The following is a 20,681-nucleotide window of genomic DNA, read 5'->3' as shown; positions in this document are numbered from 1 at the left end:
TGAATAGGCACCCATCTTTTCAGTAAATGTTTAATACAAAGTGTTCAATGCTCTACTTATCGATTTTTAAACTACTTTGTACATGTAAACAGGGGTGCCTACCTTTCCTTCACAGTGGTGGTGTACTCCGCAGAAGCCATTTCTATTAGTCGGCTTTTGGTACGCTCAAACTCAAACATAAGCGATCCACTGGTATAAATTTCATCTTGAGGCACGTAAGACGTTATTACCAAGTTAGTTCTACTGTCGTAACATTCATCTACCAAAGCAATAAATCGGCGTAATGCATCATCCATGGGTGCTAGTACCACCTCGCGCTCTCCTGTTTCAGCAGAGGCAATATTGATATTGGAGCCATTGTCCTCTGTACCTCGAGCCTTAATTCTCTCGTAGGCTTGGCCGCTCATAGGTGGTACGTTAAACACCAATATTGTTTTGTACAGCTTAGCTAATTCTACGTAATCAAAGTGGCTACGAGGCCCTTCACATAATGCCGAAAAATTGAAACAAACCGCTTTATGATTCATGCCCGCATTGTTTGTAGCAGCTTCACTTTGGGTAATGATTTTAATCGTTCGCCCTAACACAGTAATGTTTGACGGCGTATCATTAGCGGTTAATTTAAACTGGTGTAAAAGTGTTTGGTGCAGCGTTTGTTGTCCATCCAATGATTCTGGCAGCTCAAAATACCGTTGAATGTATGTGAGTTCACGTTTTCGGTGATCGTGCTTACCATTTAAATGCAATACGTTTAAGTGGGCTTCGATAGCCGCAATAGCCGGCAAAAAGCGTGCACGCTGCAAACCATTTCGATAAAGCTCGTTTGGCGCACAATTGCTGGTACACACCACCACCATGTTAAGTTCAAACATGTATTGCAGTAAGTTACCAAGTAACATGGCATCGCCAATATCAGACACAAAGAACTCATCGAAACACAACACCTTGTACTGCTTACTTAGCTGCTTCGCAATATGGCGCAAAGGCTCTGACTTACCGGACAGCTCGGTGAGCCGCTTATGCACATCCTGCATGAAATGATGGAAGTGTTGCCGTTTGCACAAGGAGCTTGTCAAACTCGCGTCTAGCAAGTCCATCAAAAAGGTTTTGCCCCGCCCTACTTTGCCCCACAGATATATACCTTTACTCTGTAGTTGCGTACTTTTATGAGAAGCGTTTTCGTGAACCTGCTGTAATGAAAGGTACAGCTGCTGTAGCAATGCAATGGCGTGTTGTTGAGAGGGATCTTTTTGAAGCTTTCCCGAATCGACTAGTGCTTGATATTTGGTAAGCGGCGAGGAATGTAGCATACAGGTTTAATATGGTGTCTTGCCGAGGAAGATAGCGTTACGCACAGTTTAAATCTTCATGCTTTTGCCCACTTTACATGGTGCAAAGCGTAACGCCCAATAGTTATGAGTTCACGGTTAAGAGGTTTTGCCCCACACAGAACTTGGCTTATTAGTTTTCTCTTTGGCTTTTTTGGCCTGAATATCCGCTTTTACGTTCTCGCGTACTTGCTCTTTTGTATGCGCTGTTTTTTTCGCATCAGGGCGATACTTCTTCACCATGCCCTGTAATAAGTTACGTACCACTTGGTCGCCAGCCACTTTATAGTTTCTGTGATCTGGTTTTCTGAAAAAAGCTGAAAGCTCGTTTTTGCTTAATCTAAAATCAGCCATTTGAAGCGCGTTTATCATATCTTCGTCTTTGTAGCTCATAGCAATACGAATTTTTCGAAGCACTTCATTGTTACTTAAACGCTCACCGGATTTTAAAATAACTGGCTCAACACCTTCTTGCTTGCCACGTCTTTTAATGATTAAGCCGTCTAAGAACAAAGAGATGATTTTATCTCTGCAAGGCAAATAGCCCTCTTCACCTTCTTTTTTCATAATTGAATGAAGGTAATCTACATCCATGTCGTAGTCTACTAACTTGAAAATACCAATAGCAGCGGTATCGTTAATTGCCAAAGCAAAGCGTAGGCGTCGTAGAACATCATTGTGGATCATGGTTTTTCGTCTTAATCTAGAAGTGGCTCATTTATTATGGCGTAGTTTATCGCAATGGCTAATAGACCGCGAATTAAAACCACTGGTTTACGTGAATTGATGAGGCTTGACGTTCAATTTGCGCTATTTACGATAATAAATCGATCCTAAATGGTGGTTTTCATCTTTAAACCACTACAGCAGTTCTTTATTGGGCGTACTTATGACACCAACAAATAGAAGTAAACATAGAGCAAGAAAACCTTTTTACATGCTTTTTGCCTTAGTGGCGTTAAGCTTCTTAGCTGGCTGTGCCAACAAGGGCCCGCAAATTAATATTGATGAAAGCCAGAACTTTGCCGAAATAGATACGTTTTTTGTTCGACCGCCACTTAATAGCTTGAACCCCGAAATAGAAAGCCAACTCACATCGGCTATTAGCCGAGCACTTATCGCCAAGGGGCTCAAGCCTTCGCCTGAAGAAGGTGCAGATGTACTGGTAGGTTTCCTTCCTTCAACTGCCAGTGAAGAAAATGACACACGACTAAACCTAGGCTTAGGCACGGGTGTATTTGGCCGTTCTGGCGGTATTTCCCTTGGCAGTATTTTCAGTGTACCTATTGGTGAGCGCGTGACCCAATATCAAAACCTTCAAATTGATGTGGTACGTGGCGATACGTTTATTTACAGTGCAGTGGGCAGTGTAGAGGTAGAGGTAGAGTCTACCGATGCCGTCACTATCCAAAATAAACTAAGCGAGTTAGTGGTCAGTTTACTTGAAGCCTTTCCAGCAAAATAAACGTCATTTATATGAAGCAAATGGCATAATGGGAGTAATTAGCTTGCTTGTTATGAGATTTTTTCTTGTATTCATTGCAGGCTATGAACTCTAAACAGAAGGTTTTTTATGAAAGTTATACTCTTTGCTATCACCCTTTTTCTTACCGGATGTGCAAGTACGAATGGCATAGCCGTTTTCTCTTTTACAAATGCTGAAGTCCAATCATTGCTTAATAAGCAAATGCCGAATTTGACTGAAAACGTTAATCTTATGGGCTTGCCCGTACAGCTAAATGTGAACGATATAAATGTGAATATCGGCCCTGATAATCGCGATGTTATATCCCTTGGTTTAGACACAGGCGCAGAAATTAATGCTTTCGCATTTAAATACCCTGTACGCTTAACCTTTCAGATTGAAGGCAGCCCTTACTATGACAGTGAGCAAAAAGCCGTATTCCTGCGCAATCTTAATCTGTTAAATTCAAGTGTAGAAGCGGGAAACTACAAAGGGAACTTAAAGCCTTTAAACAACGAAGTGATGAACTTACTCAACGCTTTTCTGGCTGCTAACCCTGTTTATAAACTAGATATGAATAACCCTAAAGTGGCACTATTGAGTAAAGTACCGCTAGACATGAAAGTTGTTGAAGGTGCTGTTCAATTGGTGCCAAGAAACTGGAACAACTAATCAATAATGATAATAATAAGAAGAAGATAACGCATGAAGATTAGCTCAACACTGCTTCAAATAGCCCCCCGATTAGTGGCTATAGGCACCTTGGCGCTTGTTTCTACACCAGTGCCAGTGCTGATGGCCGCACAGACTTCTAACGCTGAACCTATTGTTCAGCCAGCTCCGTTAGTGTCGATTGCCAGCCACGATAGCTTTTTTGACAGTATACGCGCGCTATGCGGAAAAGCGTTTGCTGGAAAAATAACGGTTGATAACCAGCCTACTAGCAGCATGGCAGGTAAACCTTTGGTCATGCATGTTCGCCGCTGTACAGACACCGTGTTACATATTCCCTTCCACATAGGCGACAATGCATCTAGAACGTGGATCATCACTAAAACGGGCTCTGGATTATCGCTTAAGCATGATCATCGACATGAAGATGGTAGCTATTCGGAATCGACCATGTACGGCGGTCATACCCTCGATGCTGGTTGGCCCCAGGTCCAATCTTTCCCCGCCGACGCCTACTCTAAAGCCTTGTTTGCAAAAAGTGGCATTCCCCAATCAAGCTCCAATATTTGGCAAATGTTTATTTACCCGGAAACCTTTACCTACCGATTGATTAGAGAAGGCAGAGAGTTCCGGGTAGATTTTGATTTAACCCAATCAATACCCGTACCGGCAGCACCATGGGGCTACGCTGACTAAGTTTGGTTTACAAGAATGTGGCGCCTTGCATTACTTGCTCAAGTGTGGGGCGCATACCTTAGCCGTTTGTTTAGCATCAAAAATTTCAATCCAGTAATCATCTGGATCTCTAATAAATGCGATACCTTTCATCGAACCATCATTAGGGCGTTTTTGAAAAGGGACATCTAGCGCTTCAAATCTTTCACATGCAGCATCTAGATTCGGTACGTGAAAGCCAATATGACCAAAGCCTTTTGGTTCACTATTGCCATTATGATAGTCAACACTATCTGCGGTATCCCCCCAATTGTGAGTGAGCTCTAGCATGGCAGGCCTTCCAAAAGTTTGGGCGGTGCGCTCACTATCGTCTTCGCTAATATCAGAAAAGTCATCACCCGCCGCTAAGAAATAAAGGCTAAATTTCATCTCTTCAAAATCTAGGCGTTTCAACAATGTCATGCCCATTACTCGCGTGTAAAAATCGAGTGAGCGTGCAGGGTCGGCAATACGCAACATCGTTTGGTTGAAAACAAAGCCTTCGGTGGCTTTATCTTTGTCTTCACATAACCCTTGAGCGTTATCAAAGTGTCGGCTCATTGAAATAGTATCCTTATAGTTAAGTGGCCAAGTGGCTTCATTTGTAGTTTAAGTGGGGGCAATCAAAGCAATAGACAACAATAAAAGCAGTAACAGATGATTTATTGTACAACCACTTAGACTATTTGACCTTTGATAGCACTATATTCACTCTGTTAGTAGAAAGCTTGAGCATTTATACTCTGTTCATTCAGTTGTTTTAACCCGAACCCATAGCAAATGCGCTTTTTCGTTTTCACTCTGTTATTAATTGTGCTTACTTCTGCCCATGCGCAGCAGGCTAGCCCCTTGCTTTCTGCGGATAAAGCTTCATTTCAGCGCGCTGATGCACTCCTTTCAAAAGCACAATTAGCACAAGATTCCTCACCAAAACGCAGTACTATATGGGCTAATCAAGCCTTGGAACTTTCACAAGAAATAGACGACTTCAGCACTACTGCACAAGCACATTTTCTGCTTGGAAAATTATCGATTCGAACCGGTCAAAACAAAACGTCACAGCACCATTTTTTTGCAGCTTCAGCCATATTCGAAAAGCTCAACGATACGGAAAATTACATATTGTCGTATGTGGGCTATATCGATGTATTGGTGAAAGATAAACAGTTAACCAAAGCAGAAAACGCTATTGCAACGCTGGTACCTTTGGCTTTTCAATATGGTGAAGCTTTTCCTATCGCCATCACATTAAGGGCCAAGGGCGATTACCATTTTGCAAAAACTCAATACTCTATTGCGGTTGTACAATACTTGATGGCCATTGAATACCTGACCGCCAACGAAAGTCACATTCAAAAGCTAAACGCAAGAACCCACGTAAGAATTGCAGAGGCCTACAAGCGATTAGAGAACCGAGAAAAAACCGCCGAACATTACGGAATAGCCTTAGCCGTATTTACTGATTTAAATGAAGTAAAGTCTATGGCGCGTACGCTCAATACACTGGCCGAAGCAGAGCGATACCTAGGGAATTTAGTGCTTGCACTAGACTATGCATTAAGAAGCTTGGCCCTTCACGGGCAAATAGATGATGCTAAAGGCCGTGCTAAAGCGTTAATGGGAGCGGGAATTATTTACCGCCACATTGGTCGTTATGAACAGTCTTTAAAGCACGTTCACCAGGCTCATCGATATTATAAGAAGGTTAATAATGCAACGGGCATTGCTAAAACTTCGAACCAGATAGGTCATATATATTTTAGATTAGAACAATTCGACCAAGCCCGTTCATTTTACATGCTGTCTATTAGCTTGCCAGAGGAAAAAGTCGAGCCCAAAACCCTTGCTACCGCGCTTAGAGAAAGCGCGATTATTGATTGGAAAAAGGGTGACTATGCATCGGCAACCACGTTAGCGAAAAAAGCAGATAATATTTATCGAAAAAGCAACGACAAGGCAAAGCAATCAATAACCCAGAGAATAATGGCGAACATTCAACGAGACGAAAATAACGTTTCAAGCGCACTCAATTACTATAGAGAATCACTGGATTTAGCCACAGAGATAGAAAGTGATTTTTACCAAATTAAAACCCTTATTCCATTCGCTACCATGCTTTTTGATACTGACATGGAAGAGGCCATAACACTGTTAAAAACAGCCGCAACATTAGCACACAAGAATGGCTACAAGGGCTTTATGTTAGAGAGTTATCGTTATTTACGTTTAGCAGAGAAAAGTAGAGGCAATACAGCAGCATCATTACAATACGCTGAACAAGAAATTGCCATGAGCGAAGTTATTCAAGAAGACAATAATAACAACGAACTCGCGCTTGAAAAAGCTAAACTACACTCTTTAAGACTAGAAATAGAATTAGAAACTCTGCGAGAAAAAACCAAACTCGACAAGCTCGAGTTGGCTAGAAAGAACAATGAAATTGAGATAGCCCAACAAGCCACCACCATTTCAGAATTAGAACTAACTAAAAACAGATATGCCAGTGTCGCTTTAGCATTATTGTTAGCCGTCTGCTTAATACTGGTACTGCTTATTTATCGACGCTTTATGGTATCGAAACAACGCAACCAAGAACTGGGCTACTTAGCCACACGCGATCCATTGACGAACAGCTTTAATCGCCGTGTCCTATTTGATTTAATGAAACGGGATTTTGCGAGAAATCCGCAGCCAGAAGACTACTGCGTAATAATGGTAGACATCGACTACTTTAAATCTATCAATGATAATTACGGGCATACCATAGGTGACTCGGTGCTTCGCGGGGTTGCTAATACCTTACAAAGCTGCGTTCGCCAAAACGATGTGGTCGCACGATTTGGTGGAGAGGAGTTCTGTATTGTATTGCCAGATACCTCCTATCACCAAGCTATGCGCATAGCTGAAAATTTACGAGAAACTATTCAAGTTCGTCGCTTTGATGATATCGCGGTGACCTGTAGCCTAGGCGTTTCATCTATTCGCTTTGATGCGAAATCGCCATCTGAACTCATAGACCAAGCCGATCTCGCCCTATTTAAGTCGAAATCGTTAGGCCGTAATCAAGTGACGTTATGGAGCGAAGCTCTCGCTAGAGCGCAGGACTAACGCCATTACACTACGGTAATGACATCTTCCATTGGCAAACGAGCCTTGGGTAAACCGTGGTTCCAGTCTTGCTCTTCGTCGGCATAGCCAAGTGCTAGCGCCACTTCACAAATATGACCGTCTAGTTCTTCGCTAAACAGCTCACCAATCAAGTCAGCATCTACGCCTTCCATCGGTGTAGACGCTATACCCAAGCGGGCTAATGTGTGAAGCAAGTTTCCAAACGCCAGATAAACCTGTGCTTTTGTCCATGCGCCATTGTAGCCGTTCTCATCCGTATTAGCTTCGGCAAAAGCGTAAGCCCCCATAAACGACTCACGCATTGCTTCTGGTAAGTGACCAGACGCCACTTCTGCATCAACACGCTTAACAAATTTCTCTTTGGTAAACTTAGGGTCGTAAGCAAATAAGATGGTGTGCGATGCTTCTTTTGCATGCAGTTGGTTGAACTGATGCTTATTAGCAAAAGTGTCGTGTAGACGCTGCTTTGCACTGTCACTTTCAACTACAACAAACTTCCAAGGCTGCGAGTTTATTGAAGAAGCTGATAATCTTAGCGCTTCCAATATAATGGTTAAATCTTCTGAAGAAATACGTTTGCTACTGTCGTACTTTTTAACGGTATAGCGCTGGTTTAAATCACTGATAATTTGGTTAGACACAAGTAACTCCTAATATTTAATGCGAATACTTTAGATGCCGAGAAGTTTAACGAGTTATACTAAAGGCGATAAGCCCATTAATGATTGAATGAGTTTACACAAATTTTTGATAATGGAAGCGCAGGCTAATTGGCTACTTTTCACTGCAGCACTAGAAATAAGAGGCAGACAAAGGGAAATCGCGCTATTTTTGAAATAACTATCGATACAAAAGAGCAGTAATGACAGAGCAGCAGTCTCTATCAATTAAAAAGAATCTAACAATACGCCTGTTACGAGTACTTAGGTACAACAAGGCAAGGGTAGAACGTGCACTTATGCTTATGCCTGCTGAGCACAAGCCGTTGTTTCATGTGCTGCCCTTTTTACTGCACGTAAATCATCCTGATCTTCCAGGCTATATTGAAGGTGGAGAGATCCCCTTTGGTATTCATAATTATTCATTTCGCGATGTTGTTGAAAATGCACTTTTGCAGTGTTTCCCAGAGAAGCGAGATTTGTTTGCTGATATAAAGTCTCTGTGGCCTCGTCAGCGCGCTATTGATGCGTTAGTGCTCATGGGAAGTATTGGTACCATTGCACAAACTGACACCTCTGATTTCGACTATTGGGTGTGTGTCGATAGCAATCAACTCTCAGAAGCGTCGCTTAATAAACTACAAGAAAAGTTAACGGCCATTGAACGTTGGGCAGACAGCAAGTTCAGTATTGAAGTGCACTTCTTCCTGTCTGAAATTGATAATGTTCGACGCAACGACTTTGGCATTGCCGATGGAGAAAGCGCAGGCTCAGCCCAAGCGCTATTTCTTAAAGCTGAATTTTATACCACCAATATTGTTGTGGCAGGAAAAGCACCTTTTTGGTGGTTAACCCCAGAAAAAACCAATGACCAGCAATATACTGCATTAAAAAGTCATCTAGAAGACGGTGGTTCTCCAGATTTAAGCTGGTTTATGGATCTTGGCAACCTTGAAAGGCTCGACGCCAGTGAATTGTTCGGCGCTGCAATATGGCAGTTAAGCAAGGCCATGGACTCGCCGTTTAAGTCAGTACTGAAAATTGCGAAGTTAGAAGTTTACCTTGCTCATATTGAGCACGGTCAGCCCTTGTGTAGCTTGCTTAAAAAGCATGTTCATCGGGGTGCCGAAGCACCTGGACAAGTCGCGGTTATCGACCCTTATGCGCTAATGTTCGACCAACTTATTGAGCATTACGAAAAAGAGGGGCAGCCTGAAGACATGTTGTTACTTCAACAGTGCCTGTACCTCAAATGTAATTGCAAACTAAGCCAACCACCGCAACGTGGTGAAACCTCTACGTTTAAGCGCAAGATAATAGCGGCATATGCTAAGAAGTGGGGATGGACGAAACAAGACCTTTACCACTTAGATAATCAGCATGAATGGACGTTTCACGAACGGGTTCAATTAAGCCGACGTATTCATCGATTTCTTTTGAAATGCTATCGACGTATTTCAAGTCAGCTTGGTGCTGAACAACAATCCATGAATAAAAAAGACATGACCGTACTAGGTCGTCGTCTTAGTACTTTTTATGGCAAGAAGCCTAACAAAATTGAGTTTCTACGCCGCGCGTTTGATGAAAACCTCTACTGCGACACGGTAACCGTGGCATTAAAGCAAAACAAAACAGGGCAAGAGATTTGGACTGTATATGCTACGGACACGCTCAGCAAGTCGGGAAAAATAGCGCAAAGTCAGAAAATAACGCAAACATTCTCTGCTATTGAGTTAATCGTATGGTGCGTAGCAAATCGTATTATCGACGCAAAAACCACCATCTATCTTGATTACAATGCCGGGGAGGTAAGTGAGCTGGATTTGAACGACTTATTGAAACATATTTGCCGCTACTTTCCGCCAATTAAAGTTTCTGCGTTGCAAAGAGAAAACCTACTAACTAGCGCTCGCGTTACAACCTGCCTAGCTATTGTGAATTTTAACACGCTCAGGCAAAAGGCGAGCGTTGAAGAAGTCTCAGTGTTGTACACCACATCGTGGGGCGAAACCTTTTTATTCCACGGGAAAGATGTGCTGGATACACTCTGGTTTGAGCTTGAAGAAACGGAGCCTGCCCCGCCCTGTTATGTCATGGTACCTCGCGGAAATCAGCAAGCTCGTATTCAGGGTGAGTTTTTAGAATCCACAGGTGTGAGTTTTTCCCTTATTCACTAAACCCGCCTTCTCTTTTCTACCCTTTCAATTGTGTACTTGTCTTTTTGCTAAACTGCCACTGTGCCAATACATGCCATGTGATTACTTTTCTGGCGCCTGAAAAAGCTAATATTTTTTTGTTTATCTAGGTATGCTAGAAAACGAATCTACGTATTACATTATGGCGCTACTATGCTTAATATTAAAACCAAAAAATCCGCTCTGCCCTTTGTTTTGTCAGTAACCTTACCGTGTACCCTGTTAAGTGCCTGTACTAATGTTACTAGTACTCTCGTTGCTGATACTCATGTTGCTAGCACTACGCAAGCTGTAACGTCATTAGATAAGAAACTCACCGCAGAACAATTAATCGAGTCCCTTGATTTAACCGGCCACGTTGAAGGCGGCTTCTTTCGCCAAACGTTTAAAGCAGATCACAGGCCGCGAATAAGTACAGATAACGGCGATAGAGTGAATATGACCTCTATTTATTACCTATTAAGCGCAAAGTCTCCTATCGGGCATTTTCATATGAATCGCTCTGACATCATGCATTACTTTCACATGGGCGACCCCATTACGTACTACCTAATTAATCAAGACGGCAGCCTTGAAACTCATATTTTAGGCCCCGACCCTACGCAAGGTCATAAAATGCAAATGATGGTGAAAGGCGGTACCTGGAAGGCATCAAAAATACTGACTACAGGCCCGTATGGTTATGGCCTTATAGGGGAAGCGGTAGCGCCTGGCTTCGAATATATCGATATGCAATTAGGCGAACGAGCAGAGTTAATTAAGCAATTTCCTCAACACGATGAACTCATTACTTCATTAACGCGATAGGTGAATTTACTCGACGCATTCGAAGCTAAGCACTAAGCGAGCTTATACCTAAAACGCTTGTACCTCTTTGCGCTTATGTTTGCACTCGTGGAAAAAATCAAAAAGAAAGAAGGGAATGCCTTCCCTTCTTTTATTAAATATTGATGCTTGAATTCCCACTGCTATAGTAGGGCTTTACCTAACAAGTAACCTAACTATTACCCTAAAAGCATTACCCTAAAAAGCAATTTACCCTACAACTACATCAACTATAAAAATATAAAGGTTAACTATGAGCCCACGTACTGTCGCATTTTCAAGAACACGTTTAACTGAGCTAATGGTACCTTCATTTGCCAACTTTGGCGGAAAAGTCCATGGCGGTATTATCTTGTCTTTAATGGATAAAGTGGCCTACGCCTGTGCCAGTAAACATGCCGGCGCCTATTGCGTAACGGTTACGGTAGATGGCGTTGAGTTTTTACAGCCTGTGGAAGTAGGCGAATTATTATCGCTAGACGCTACCGTGCACTACGTTGGTAACACTTCTTTGGTGGTTGGTATAAAAGTCACGTCTGAGAATATCAAGAACAATAAAGTAAAGCACACCAACAACAGTTTTTTCACTATGGTCGCTAAAGACGACAACGGTGTGCCGGTAAAAGTGCCAGAATTGGAACTCAGCAACCCGCACGAAATGCGCCATTTTGTAACAACGATTAAGCGTAATAAAGTAAAACGTGAAGCGCAGGCTAGAATACAAAAAGAACACGACGACTTCATTCCTAAAGCAGATTTTGTATTGCTTGATAACCAGCGCTGTACCATTACTTTCGATAAAGATGCGTCTTATACTCAAGAGTAAGATACAAAAAAGCCCTTGGTGTTTTGTAACAACCAAGGGCTTTTATTAATGCTTACACGGGTATGCGCTAGCTTATAATCCCGCGTGGTACTGGCTTACTGTGGAAGCTGGCACCATGCTATTTAGCGTATCTTCTACCTGCTTATCACCGGCCAATAGCTGTTCGAATTGACGAATTAACGCTACTTTGTCCGGCGATACTTTGTCTCCCGCCCCAATATTCGTTAAATCAATCATAAAGCCGTCGAACAAGTCAGATAAATCGTTCATGACTTCCATATTTAAAAACTGATCTTCGTTGTAAATACTCGGATAACCCGCTTTTTGTTTATCGATGGCAAACGACATGCCCTTCACATTAGTGATGCTGGTTGATTTGTCGCACGAGAGCATACACCCGTTATCGATACGCGGTTTTTCGCAACCTACACTTTGCTGGAAGAAACACTGTCTGCTGGTCATCAACAATATAGGATGATAAATGCTGTAGAACAGTTTGAAGTTTTCAGGCCGTGCAATGTTCTTCATTTGCATTCGATTTAACTCGTTTGAAATAAACGCACCATGACAATCGAAATCTTCTTTCATGGCCATCAACGCATACGAGTTTGTGGTATTTAAGAAAGGCCCTGCAATCCACTTAATACCTAGTTCATTCGCTTTAAAGGCAATTCCAGTATTGTTGGTCACAATTAATGGCGGCATAACTTGTTCAAGTATGTTCACTGCCACATCGTAGTCTTTACCAATAAGCACTGCGGGGAACCAAGGTATCAAACGTGGGTTATCTTTTAAGAAACCAACATACTTGGTGCAATTGCGCTTGTAGGCATCAGGTAATTTAAAGTAAATGTCAGCATCCGTTGCATCGGCTAAATGCACGTCTGCCTCATCACAGATTAGCAACGAAAGCGCTGGCGGCTTATCGGCTTCGCTTTTAGGGTAACTCGTGAGTTTTGGTAATATCACTTCAGGTATTAACGACTGTTCACCATTAAGCTGCTTCATGGCTTCGTTTTTAAGCGCCGTTACATCGCGAAATGGCAAACTAAGGCCAGTACCTAATTGCTCAAGTTCAAGGCCACTAATACTGTATTCGCCCGTGCCTAAACTTCTAAAACGCTTCTCTAACAAGGTTTCGTCTAACGCGTTTTTCTCGCTTTTAGACAACACACCTTCAGAACGCAGCGTAATGGTTTTAGGGGCAATTGAATTGATGTCGTCTTTAACAGAGCCGTCTTCAGTATTAATCGACTGGCCGGCTGCTAAACCATGGGTTTTAATAGTGAGGGTTAAACAACTTCCCTCTTCACCCGAAAACACTAGCGTAGTAGGTATTTTATCGATAGATAAATACTGAATTTTTTCTCTTACCAAGTCGTGTAGTTCGTTCTTTTCTTGATAAAGGGTTTGTTTCACTTCTTGTATTTGCACCACTGAAATACGGTTAACATCTTTTGAAGACGCATCGCTTGTGCTCTCCGTTTGAACCGCTTTTTCAATGGCATGATTTTTTGAGTTATCGCGTGGATTATCAATAAACATCGATTGATTCAAATCGCCACGCAAGAACGCGTTAGAAAAGTCTCGGTTAAATACCTTATAAAGACGTTCGCCGTCTTCTAACAATTCGCCAGTTTCCAAAAAGCCATCTATCTGCTTTCTAAAACTGTCGATGACTGTATGAACGTAACTTGCGCCTTTAATCCGACCCTCTACTTTAAACGAGTACACGCCAGCTTCTATCAATGCTGGCAGGTCGAAAAACGCCGAGTTATCTTTAATATTTAACGGGAAGTTATGCCCAGATTCCGTGGTTTCGTATTCTTCGCGGCAAGCCTGACTGCAACGGCCTCGGTTACCCGAGTTCCCCGCACTGGCAGAGGTTGAATAACATAAACCTGAGAACGCCACACATAAAGAACCATGCACAAACACTTCGGTTAGCACGTCATGCTCGCGGCTAACCTTGGCAATGGCAGTAATTTCTCGTAGGTTCAATTCTCTAGATAAGTTAACCCGTGATGCCCCTAGCTTTTTAAGAAAAGGTATTTGCCCCACGTTATGTGTAGTCATCTGGGTAGAAGCATGAATATCTAATGTAGGAAAATGCTTTTTGATAAGGTTGAACATACCAATATCTTGCACAATCACACCATCAAGCGTGGTATTAACCAATTTACTTAATAGCTTGGCAAGCGTTGGAAATTCTTTTTCCAGAATAACGATATTCAACGTCAAAAATATTTCGCAGTCATACTGATGCGCCAATCGAATAACGCCAATTAACGCATCGAATGAAATATTAGACGCACGATTTCGAGCGTTAAAATTATCTAACCCGCAGTACACCGCGTTGGCGCCTGCAATAATGGCGGCTTTAATCGCATCAACATCGCCACCTGGGGCTAATAATTCAATTTTCGGATTCGTGTGAGTACTGTTCATCTAGATGCTATATTGTGGGAAACTTTATGCCAAGGATTTTACCTACATATTTGCCCAATGAATATCATAACGGCAGATTAATCGAGGTAAATGGAGATAAAACACCCAATGCCAGAAGCAAAATCAGAATTCGCGACTGAATTTTCACAACAACACGGTGTTAAACCCGAGTCTCACAGGGATCAGCGCCCCATACTCTACTCTTTACGCAATTGCCCTTATGCCATGCGCGGAAGAATTGGTTTATATAAAGCGGCGCAAGACGTTGAAGTGCGCGAAGTGGTGTTAAGCAATAAACCTGATGCCATGATTGAGGCCTCAGCTAAAGGTACCGTGCCCACGCTAGTATTGCCAAATGCAGACGGCACCAATACAGTAATAGATGAAAGCTTAGATGTGATGCTATGGGCGCTGCATCAAAACGATCCCGAAGACCTACTGCATCAGCAAGACACTGCCGCCCTGCCTGCCATGCTAGCATTAATTGCAACATTCGATGATGGATTCAAAACACAGTTAAATGCGTATAAATGCGCTAAACGTTATCGTGAAAACAACGTAGTTGAGTGCAGGCAAGCCTGCGAGGCATACATCCAAGACTTGGAAGACCGTTTAGGTGGTGGTAACACTGAAGGAGGTTTGGAAGAAGGCCAATCGAAGCGGTTTATTTTCGGCGCAAAAGAAAGCTTGGCCGACATCGCCCTACTACCGTTCATTCGTCAGTTTTCGAAAGTTGAACGAAAGTGGTATCGAGAATCGCCCTACCCAAACCTAAAGCAGTGGCTAAACGGGTATTTGCAAAGTGTTATGTTTAATAAAGTGATGACACAGTATGAATTGTGGAAGCCTTCTTAAACTCCCCCTTGGGGAGGGGAATCATAGGGAGCGGTAAATATTCCCTTAATTCCCTTTTTCAGTCATCTTTTAAAAGCTGTGCTAATGCACTTGCCCCTCAGTTATAACCACTTCACTGCCATCAAACCGGTTAAGTGTAAATGCGAGATTTTCTAACGGGTTGTGTCCTAGTGTTTGCTCTTGTAACATAGAAATAGCTATTTTTTCTCCCATTAAAAGAGACTGTTCATAGTCGGAATAATAATGTACGCCTGCCCAATCTCGCCCGATAGAAATGTTAGCAGCTAGCTTATTTAACTCACCCTCAAGACTCAATGACTGACTAACTTCGACGACTCGTAAACGGCGGCCATCCGACGAAGGAATAAAAGCATTGTCGTTCTGTCGACTGTGTCTATCTACAGAAAACCTCTCACCATCATTGGTAATATGTAGAAAACAACTTCCATCAAAAAACGCTTTTAAAATTGTGACACACGCCCCTGCCACCGTTGCGTGTCCAGCACCATAGGATGGGTGCATTGGCGATCCTTCAGCAAATGCCATTGGCAATAACAGACTATTATCAAGCTTATCAGCCAACCCCGAGCTCTCTATTACTTCGCGTATCTCTGCAAATTGAGGCTCGAAGCTAGCAGGATATGCTTGGCATTTTTCTAATCTCGCAGCCAGCGCTTCTGGACGCAAACGACGATGCAAATTAAATTTCTGATAACGCACCGCTTTAAGGGCTCTGGTGGCAACCTCTGTCACCAATGACAGAATATGTGGCCCACCATAGAGTGCGAAGCCCTGCTGCTTATAGGTTACGTCCGTTTCCCCCTCTTTCTTGGCGTATGGAATACTTTCTCCAAGAGGAGCTTTTACATTTAATAGTAATAAACAAGCATTTAAATACGCTTGATATAGCGCGTCATAATGTACATATGTGGCTAAATCTCTAGGGGTGGTTATGAAGCGTCTTTGATCGCCTACGTATTTTTCACAACCGCGGGCATCGCCGCCATTTTGAATATCTAACCACTCACTCCAATCAGTCAAATAGTCATCTGAACGTGCATTTCGCACCTTTTGATTAATGGTTTGAGCGCCGTAAGAAATTATTCCATCGCATGCATCATGTTCAGGAGAGCCATCGTTCTTATTATTTAAGCCATTGTCACCCGTCAGTAGAAATTGCGATAGATAAGGACCATCTAAATCGCCCTTGGAAATACCACGAAATGCATTCACCGGCGTAAAGGGGCCGCGAGCATTGTTAGATGCAAAAAAAGGTATTCTATTTAGGCACTCGACCACCGATTCAACATGAGCGTATTTTGTTTTAACCCGCTTGCTCTCTAACTCTTGTCCAACAAACTTTTTATAAACATTTTCATTCATTGAAAAAGCAGCAAAGTGTGCGTCTCTTAGCAATGCCTGCGCGTAAACTTCACCTATTTCCGCACTCAATTCATCTTTGTTTTCTAAACCTGGAGGGGCCGGCATAGTGACCGAGTGACTATCAGGCCCCTGTAAATCATAAGTAAGGCCAGCGGCAGAACTTTCCCAGCCTCGCCATTTATAGTTAACCGTTGTTCCAATAGGGGTGTCTAAAATGTCGTGTGGATTGCCAGTATTAATGCCTTTTACAAACTTTACAAAGTCGTCTTCATTAGACAATAAACCAGTGAGTTCATTGTGCTGTAAGCCTTTAGTAAAACTCATGGATTTTGACGTAAGCATCTCATCACTATTCGCTTTATGGATAGTCTCGGCAGGCGAGAGTGGACCGTATTCGGATTCTATTCTTTGGCGAGCCACTTGGGCTGCATTAATTCGAACTTTCTCGCTATCAATGATGCGTTGTTCTTGTTCTGAACGTTGTTCTGGAAGGGCCATAGTGCTATTTCCTTAAGTATTTTTTAAGTCAAATGAATGGATGCCCTTTGTACAGCCGTCAAAATCTAGGCAACCTAAGACTTATGTGCACTGTGGTTAGAAAACCTCGCAGTAAAAATTGAGGTTTTTGTTCATTTTGATATTTCAAAGGAAGGTATGTGTCTTAACGTAAAAACGTAAAGCGCTAGAAAGCTCTTTCTGAAATATAGATGTATAGATAAGAGTGTGGAATTAGAGGAAGGATTTGCCTGAAATTGAGGTGAATGCAAGCGTGAGTAAAAATAGCGGTATATCCGGCTGTTGTTAGTTACAACAAGGCTGCTCTTCTAATGATGAGCAGCCAAAAAATCGGATGTTTTGGATACGCGTCTATTTTACCTCAATTTGAAACTTGCCATCTCGTATGAAATTAGACAGCGCGCCATTAGGGCCTGCCATCATCGTCATAGGCACTATGGAAAAAGGCTCATCATTTTCGCGATACAACGTAACTTCGTCCCCTTCGAGTAACGCGATTGTTCCTTCTAATAGCATTTTTCTTTGCGGTTCGGCCTGCTTCAATGCGCTTTTCAATCCATCTATCGCTTCTGCGCGCAAATCATCAAGGCTTTTCTCGTCAGTAACTTGTGGGGCAAACAACCTATCAACCAACCCATCCTCTTCTAACGAAAGGGTAAACTCACCAATTTCTATCGCCGCCATTAAGTGTTGTGCCATAAGTTCAGGCGCTGATGATATCGGGGCTTTTGTGAAAAGGTCAGTAGAAAGTGAAATGCGTCCTGCGTCTTCCACATCGAAGGTCAGCTCTTTAATACGGTATTCATTGTCATCTTCGTTTACTTCAAAAGCAAAACGTTGATCTAAGGTTTTCCCTTCTTTCATCAGCATGTGAACTAAAATTTCTTGAATATCATCGGGCGTATCATCAACACCATGACCTTTATATTCAGAAAACGAGACGCCAGAAAAGTGCACTTCTCCTTCAGTAGAGTCTTCTAATTTTTCTTCGAAACCTGAAAGGGCAACGTTTTTAACCACAATATGCCCTTGCCTGTCATCACCAATGCGAATGTCATCAATGGACACATCACCAAAAATAGTCGCACTCACATCGCCGTAAGAAACTTGAGTGGTAGCAGGAAGATCGGCAATCATTTCATCTACTGCGTCTTTAGCTTTTGCTGAAGCATAAATATTGCCGCCTACATAACAAACGCCTAGTACTACCACTACGCCGAAGGCCAGCTTGGTGTTTTTACTCATTTACGTATCCTTTCTTTTATTTCTATCTCAATTTCTACGTTATCAAGATACAACCACGTCAACCTTGCTACGTAAGCGCAACAAGCAATACCACTGATTGCTAAAATGAATGTAATGAAGCCATGGTAACGAATTTTAACGCAAAGGTATGCTGAAGATTTAGCACCCGCATGCCATCGCTCAAAGCCGCAATAGGCATAAGCTTATGTTTGAAATAAGTGAATATAGAAAATAACCGGTCGTGGGGAATAAAGGAGCAAGAGGACAAGGGAGAGAAAGAAGATAAAGGAAGGAAAGAAAGCAAGAAAGCTAAGAGATACGGGTTTTAAACAAAGACTTCCGGTGTGTAATATCCAGTTCATAGCTTTCAATAAGCCTAACTTGCGTATTTATTTCTTTTACTGCGTTAGCAACATTTGCCAATGAAAGCAGGGCTAAAAGCCACCCCACCGGTGATGAGATTGTTCGTACTACTCGCTGCGCTATACCTAAAAGATGACCAACAATAGTGAGTCCTGCGGCATAAAGTTTAGCTTGAAAACCATACTGGGTTCTATCAAAACTAATATGGTGGGGCTGAGCCATAGGATCTATGCAACAAAACTGATCAAAGTCATTATCATGAGCAAAGCAAGCTTTAGAGGGAGCGCCATAATGAAATGCATTCCCCTTTAGATATGACATGCCTGAATAAACAATATCAAACGCTTTCACTACACTTAAATAACATGTTCGTGCTTTTTTGCTAATGTAACGTGCAATGTTCGCAATCACTTCCTTTGTTTTTTCAAGCACGCGTTTTACTGCGCCAAACAGCCAACTTACCATTCGCTTTAATCCGTCGAAAATACCATTGGCTAGCTTGTTAAACTGCGCTCTTAACGCATTTTGCTTACTTTTACTTTGCCATAATTGGTTTACCGAAGCGTTTAAACTTTCATTGTCACTCTCAGTCACTTCTACATCGGTGGAAAGCGCAGAGAATGCCGCCATTAAATAAGCATTTAGTGGGTGGCCGCTGGTGCTATTAGCGCTTTCGGTATTACTTTTTTTATCATTACTTTCATTGCTTAGGCTTACAACAGGGTAGTCAGAATAAAACTGTTTAATCGCAAGTTGAGTTTTTGAGGCGCTAATAAAAGTGCGCTTTTTAAACCTTCTTGTAGCTCTTCTAACAGTTTGATCTTTCCCCGGTGTAATATCATAACCAAGCATCCAAAGCTCTATTCTGGCTATTGCTTCTATCGTTTTGGGGTACGCAGTCATTGCAGGGTCAAAGTACGTATTGTCGCTTAACGTCGCAACAATGTTGTCGTATTCAAACATGGCATTGAGTAAGTCCATATTTAATCCAGAACACGTGATTTTTACTAATTTAAGTTGCTTGGCAAACCCACAAAACTGGTCAATCGCATGTTGAAAGTCGGCATTATCGCTGGGGTTGATTATGGTTTTAGTGTGAATGCGATGTGGTTCCCACTCAGAGAAAAAACCGAGGGTATAGAGGCGGCAATACGCCGCCCGCATCACTGCTTTGTTGTGTAATACCCCATCTTTAAATAGCCAAACTTGGTGTTGATTTTCTGGCGTCGGTTGCTGCAATAACTGCTGCATTGGTTGCTGCGATAACTGCTGGGATAATTGCTGCCGTGACTGCTGCCATGAGCTTCTCCATTCTTCACTAGAAGCATTTCGCCAAACATTTCCCCATAGCGCAGGACTTTGCTGATTTTCAAAGCTTACTAGGCACTCCAAAGCCTGCCATGTAAGCTTTCCGGCCCAACCGTCTTCGGTAATACCAGCATCATGTTGAAACTGCTTTATTTTTTTGATCAGAATGCGGTCAATTTGCGGGTTATGGCGATTTGTAAATTTGTGCCCTTCTCCTAAGTAGCCTAGCTCAATTAAACGGGCTCTAATAGCGCGGATATAGGCAGAAGAATCAGTCTCATTCGGATTATCAGAGCCTAACGTCGGGTTGGGCAAATAATGCTTAGATATCGAAGCATCAAGCCCCCTTCCCAACTTGTCGGGTATGCCAAATTTGTCGTCCATCACTACAAATCCGCAATTTCCCCTACGATAGATCTCACGAATTCGATAGATGCTGCTCGAGATTCAGCCCCCGCTAGCACCAAATCGGCATGAGCAAGTCGCTGTTCTTCGGTGATATCCTTATCGTAAAAAGCAACAATGTCGCCATCAATACTCGTCTGAGTACTAGCGAGTACCTTAACTGCCACCGTGGCGTTTCCCATTGCAGACGACATGACGTCATCAAACTTTAACGGCGCGGTATCCGCCGCGTTCAGTGTTACTGAGCCTTGAAATGTCACTACATCAAGTTTAGACAAATCACCAATACCGTCTGCCATGGTTTGCATTGCGTCTTTGAACTTTCCCATCATAAAATTCCTTCTA

At 42.5% G+C, this 20,681-nt stretch carries 16 protein-coding genes and 1 pseudogene; 8 read left to right on the top strand and 9 right to left on the bottom strand.

Annotation, left to right across the window (positions count from 1 at the left end):
- Nucleotides 1-98: 98 nt before the first annotated feature.
- Nucleotides 99-1,310, bottom strand: coding sequence for a cell division protein ZapE (zapE, locus tag R1T43_RS06400; protein WP_317354101.1), 1,212 nt, complete (start codon nt 1,308-1,310; stop codon nt 99-101).
- A 117-nt stretch (nt 1,311-1,427) separates the two neighbouring features.
- On the bottom strand, nt 1,428-2,015 hold the full coding sequence (locus tag R1T43_RS06395) for a DUF1456 family protein (RefSeq protein WP_211070437.1): 588 nt from the start codon (nt 2,013-2,015) through the stop codon (nt 1,428-1,430).
- A gap of 202 nt (nt 2,016-2,217) precedes the next feature.
- Here R1T43_RS06395 and R1T43_RS06390 point away from each other — a divergent pair, with 202 nt between their 5' ends.
- The 3 genes from R1T43_RS06390 (at nt 2,218) to R1T43_RS06380 (ending at nt 4,161) form a co-directional block, all read left to right on the top strand.
- The gene (locus R1T43_RS06390; protein WP_317354096.1) at nt 2,218-2,793 is read left to right on the top strand and encodes a DUF4136 domain-containing protein; all 576 of its coding nucleotides are present in this window, start codon (nt 2,218-2,220) and stop codon (nt 2,791-2,793) included.
- A gap of 108 nt (nt 2,794-2,901) precedes the next feature.
- Complete coding sequence (locus R1T43_RS06385; protein ID WP_317354095.1) at nt 2,902-3,465, top strand: DUF1439 domain-containing protein; 564 nt, start codon at nt 2,902-2,904, stop codon at nt 3,463-3,465.
- 123 nt (nt 3,466-3,588) lie between these two features.
- On the top strand, nt 3,589-4,161 hold the full coding sequence (locus R1T43_RS06380; protein ID WP_317355711.1) for a hypothetical protein: 573 nt from the start codon (nt 3,589-3,591) through the stop codon (nt 4,159-4,161).
- Nucleotides 4,162-4,191: 30 nt separating this feature from the next.
- Here the strand turns inward: R1T43_RS06380 and gloA are convergent, their stop codons facing one another.
- Nucleotides 4,192-4,740, bottom strand: coding sequence for a lactoylglutathione lyase (gloA, locus tag R1T43_RS06375; RefSeq protein WP_211070434.1), 549 nt, complete (start codon nt 4,738-4,740; stop codon nt 4,192-4,194).
- Nucleotides 4,741-4,959: 219 nt separating this feature from the next.
- On the opposite strand from gloA, the gene R1T43_RS06370 reads away from it, so the two are divergent.
- Complete coding sequence (locus R1T43_RS06370) at nt 4,960-7,287, top strand: tetratricopeptide repeat-containing diguanylate cyclase (RefSeq protein WP_317354091.1); 2,328 nt, start codon at nt 4,960-4,962, stop codon at nt 7,285-7,287.
- A 5-nt stretch (nt 7,288-7,292) separates the two neighbouring features.
- Here R1T43_RS06370 and R1T43_RS06365 read toward each other — a convergent pair whose 3' ends face one another.
- A complete protein-coding gene (locus R1T43_RS06365; RefSeq protein ID WP_211070432.1) occupies nt 7,293-7,949 on the bottom strand; it encodes an NAD(P)H-dependent oxidoreductase in 657 nt (218 codons plus the stop codon).
- Between the two features lie 221 nt (nt 7,950-8,170).
- Here R1T43_RS06365 and R1T43_RS06360 point away from each other — a divergent pair, with 221 nt between their 5' ends.
- The 3 genes and pseudogenes from R1T43_RS06360 (at nt 8,171) to R1T43_RS06350 (ending at nt 11,813) form a co-directional block, all read left to right on the top strand.
- Complete coding sequence (locus R1T43_RS06360) at nt 8,171-10,144, top strand: class I adenylate cyclase (RefSeq protein WP_317354088.1); 1,974 nt, start codon at nt 8,171-8,173, stop codon at nt 10,142-10,144.
- A 321-nt stretch (nt 10,145-10,465) separates the two neighbouring features.
- Nucleotides 10,466-10,969: pseudogene (locus R1T43_RS06355) on the top strand (cupin domain-containing protein); the annotation flags it as partial.
- A gap of 271 nt (nt 10,970-11,240) precedes the next feature.
- Nucleotides 11,241-11,813: an acyl-CoA thioesterase gene (locus R1T43_RS06350; RefSeq protein WP_211070429.1), complete on the top strand. Its 573-nt coding sequence runs from the start codon at nt 11,241-11,243 to the stop codon at nt 11,811-11,813.
- Nucleotides 11,814-11,885: 72 nt separating this feature from the next.
- Here the strand turns inward: R1T43_RS06350 and R1T43_RS06345 are convergent, their stop codons facing one another.
- The gene (locus R1T43_RS06345; protein WP_317354083.1) at nt 11,886-14,261 is read right to left on the bottom strand and encodes a peptidase U32 family protein; all 2,376 of its coding nucleotides are present in this window, start codon (nt 14,259-14,261) and stop codon (nt 11,886-11,888) included.
- A gap of 108 nt (nt 14,262-14,369) precedes the next feature.
- Between R1T43_RS06345 and R1T43_RS06340 the strand changes: the two genes are divergently transcribed.
- A complete protein-coding gene (locus R1T43_RS06340; protein WP_410549001.1) occupies nt 14,370-15,116 on the top strand; it encodes a glutathione S-transferase in 747 nt (248 codons plus the stop codon).
- Between the two features lie 81 nt (nt 15,117-15,197).
- Here R1T43_RS06340 and R1T43_RS06335 read toward each other — a convergent pair whose 3' ends face one another.
- From R1T43_RS06335 to R1T43_RS06320, 4 genes are all read right to left on the bottom strand, one after another.
- The gene (locus tag R1T43_RS06335; RefSeq protein WP_317354081.1) at nt 15,198-16,997 is read right to left on the bottom strand and encodes a vanadium-dependent haloperoxidase; all 1,800 of its coding nucleotides are present in this window, start codon (nt 16,995-16,997) and stop codon (nt 15,198-15,200) included.
- 369 nt (nt 16,998-17,366) lie between these two features.
- Complete coding sequence (locus R1T43_RS06330) at nt 17,367-18,260, bottom strand: hypothetical protein (protein ID WP_317354079.1); 894 nt, start codon at nt 18,258-18,260, stop codon at nt 17,367-17,369.
- Between the two features lie 309 nt (nt 18,261-18,569).
- On the bottom strand, nt 18,570-20,315 hold the full coding sequence (locus R1T43_RS06325; RefSeq protein WP_317354077.1) for a peptidoglycan-binding domain-containing protein: 1,746 nt from the start codon (nt 20,313-20,315) through the stop codon (nt 18,570-18,572).
- A 2-nt stretch (nt 20,316-20,317) separates the two neighbouring features.
- Nucleotides 20,318-20,668 (bottom strand): hypothetical protein, encoded by a 351-nt coding sequence (locus R1T43_RS06320; RefSeq protein ID WP_138118201.1) that lies wholly within the window; start codon nt 20,666-20,668, stop codon nt 20,318-20,320.
- Between the last annotated feature and the right edge of the window lie 13 nt (nt 20,669-20,681).

This window comes from Alteromonas sp. CI.11.F.A3 (assembly GCF_032925565.1).
Classification (GTDB): Bacteria; Pseudomonadota; Gammaproteobacteria; order Enterobacterales; family Alteromonadaceae; genus Alteromonas.
Note: the sequence above shows the minus strand (reverse complement) of the source record. Positions and strands in the feature narration are given on the sequence as shown.

Excerpts from the sequence above, each read along its gene's own strand:
- R1T43_RS06350 (WP_211070429.1), top strand. The coding sequence starts at position 11,241 with ATGAGCCCACGTACTGTCGCATTTTCAAGAACACGTTTAACTGAGCTA.
- R1T43_RS06345 (WP_317354083.1), bottom strand. The coding sequence starts at position 14,261 with ATGAACAGTACTCACACGAATCCGAAAATTGAATTATTAGCCCCAGGT.
- zapE (WP_317354101.1), bottom strand. The coding sequence starts at position 1,310 with ATGCTACATTCCTCGCCGCTTACCAAATATCAAGCACTAGTCGATTCG.
- R1T43_RS06370 (WP_317354091.1), top strand. The coding sequence starts at position 4,960 with ATGCGCTTTTTCGTTTTCACTCTGTTATTAATTGTGCTTACTTCTGCC.
- R1T43_RS06360 (WP_317354088.1), top strand. The coding sequence starts at position 8,171 with ATGACAGAGCAGCAGTCTCTATCAATTAAAAAGAATCTAACAATACGC.
- R1T43_RS06390 (WP_317354096.1), top strand. The coding sequence starts at position 2,218 with ATGACACCAACAAATAGAAGTAAACATAGAGCAAGAAAACCTTTTTAC.
- R1T43_RS06320 (WP_138118201.1), bottom strand. The coding sequence starts at position 20,668 with ATGATGGGAAAGTTCAAAGACGCAATGCAAACCATGGCAGACGGTATT.
- R1T43_RS06330 (WP_317354079.1), bottom strand. The coding sequence starts at position 18,260 with ATGAGTAAAAACACCAAGCTGGCCTTCGGCGTAGTGGTAGTACTAGGC.
- R1T43_RS06395 (WP_211070437.1), bottom strand. The coding sequence starts at position 2,015 with ATGATCCACAATGATGTTCTACGACGCCTACGCTTTGCTTTGGCAATT.
- R1T43_RS06380 (WP_317355711.1), top strand. The coding sequence starts at position 3,589 with ATGGCCGCACAGACTTCTAACGCTGAACCTATTGTTCAGCCAGCTCCG.
- R1T43_RS06385 (WP_317354095.1), top strand. The coding sequence starts at position 2,902 with ATGAAAGTTATACTCTTTGCTATCACCCTTTTTCTTACCGGATGTGCA.
- R1T43_RS06325 (WP_317354077.1), bottom strand. The coding sequence starts at position 20,315 with ATGGACGACAAATTTGGCATACCCGACAAGTTGGGAAGGGGGCTTGAT.
- gloA (WP_211070434.1), bottom strand. The coding sequence starts at position 4,740 with ATGAGCCGACACTTTGATAACGCTCAAGGGTTATGTGAAGACAAAGAT.
- R1T43_RS06340 (WP_410549001.1), top strand. The coding sequence starts at position 14,370 with ATGCCAGAAGCAAAATCAGAATTCGCGACTGAATTTTCACAACAACAC.
- R1T43_RS06335 (WP_317354081.1), bottom strand. The coding sequence starts at position 16,997 with ATGGCCCTTCCAGAACAACGTTCAGAACAAGAACAACGCATCATTGAT.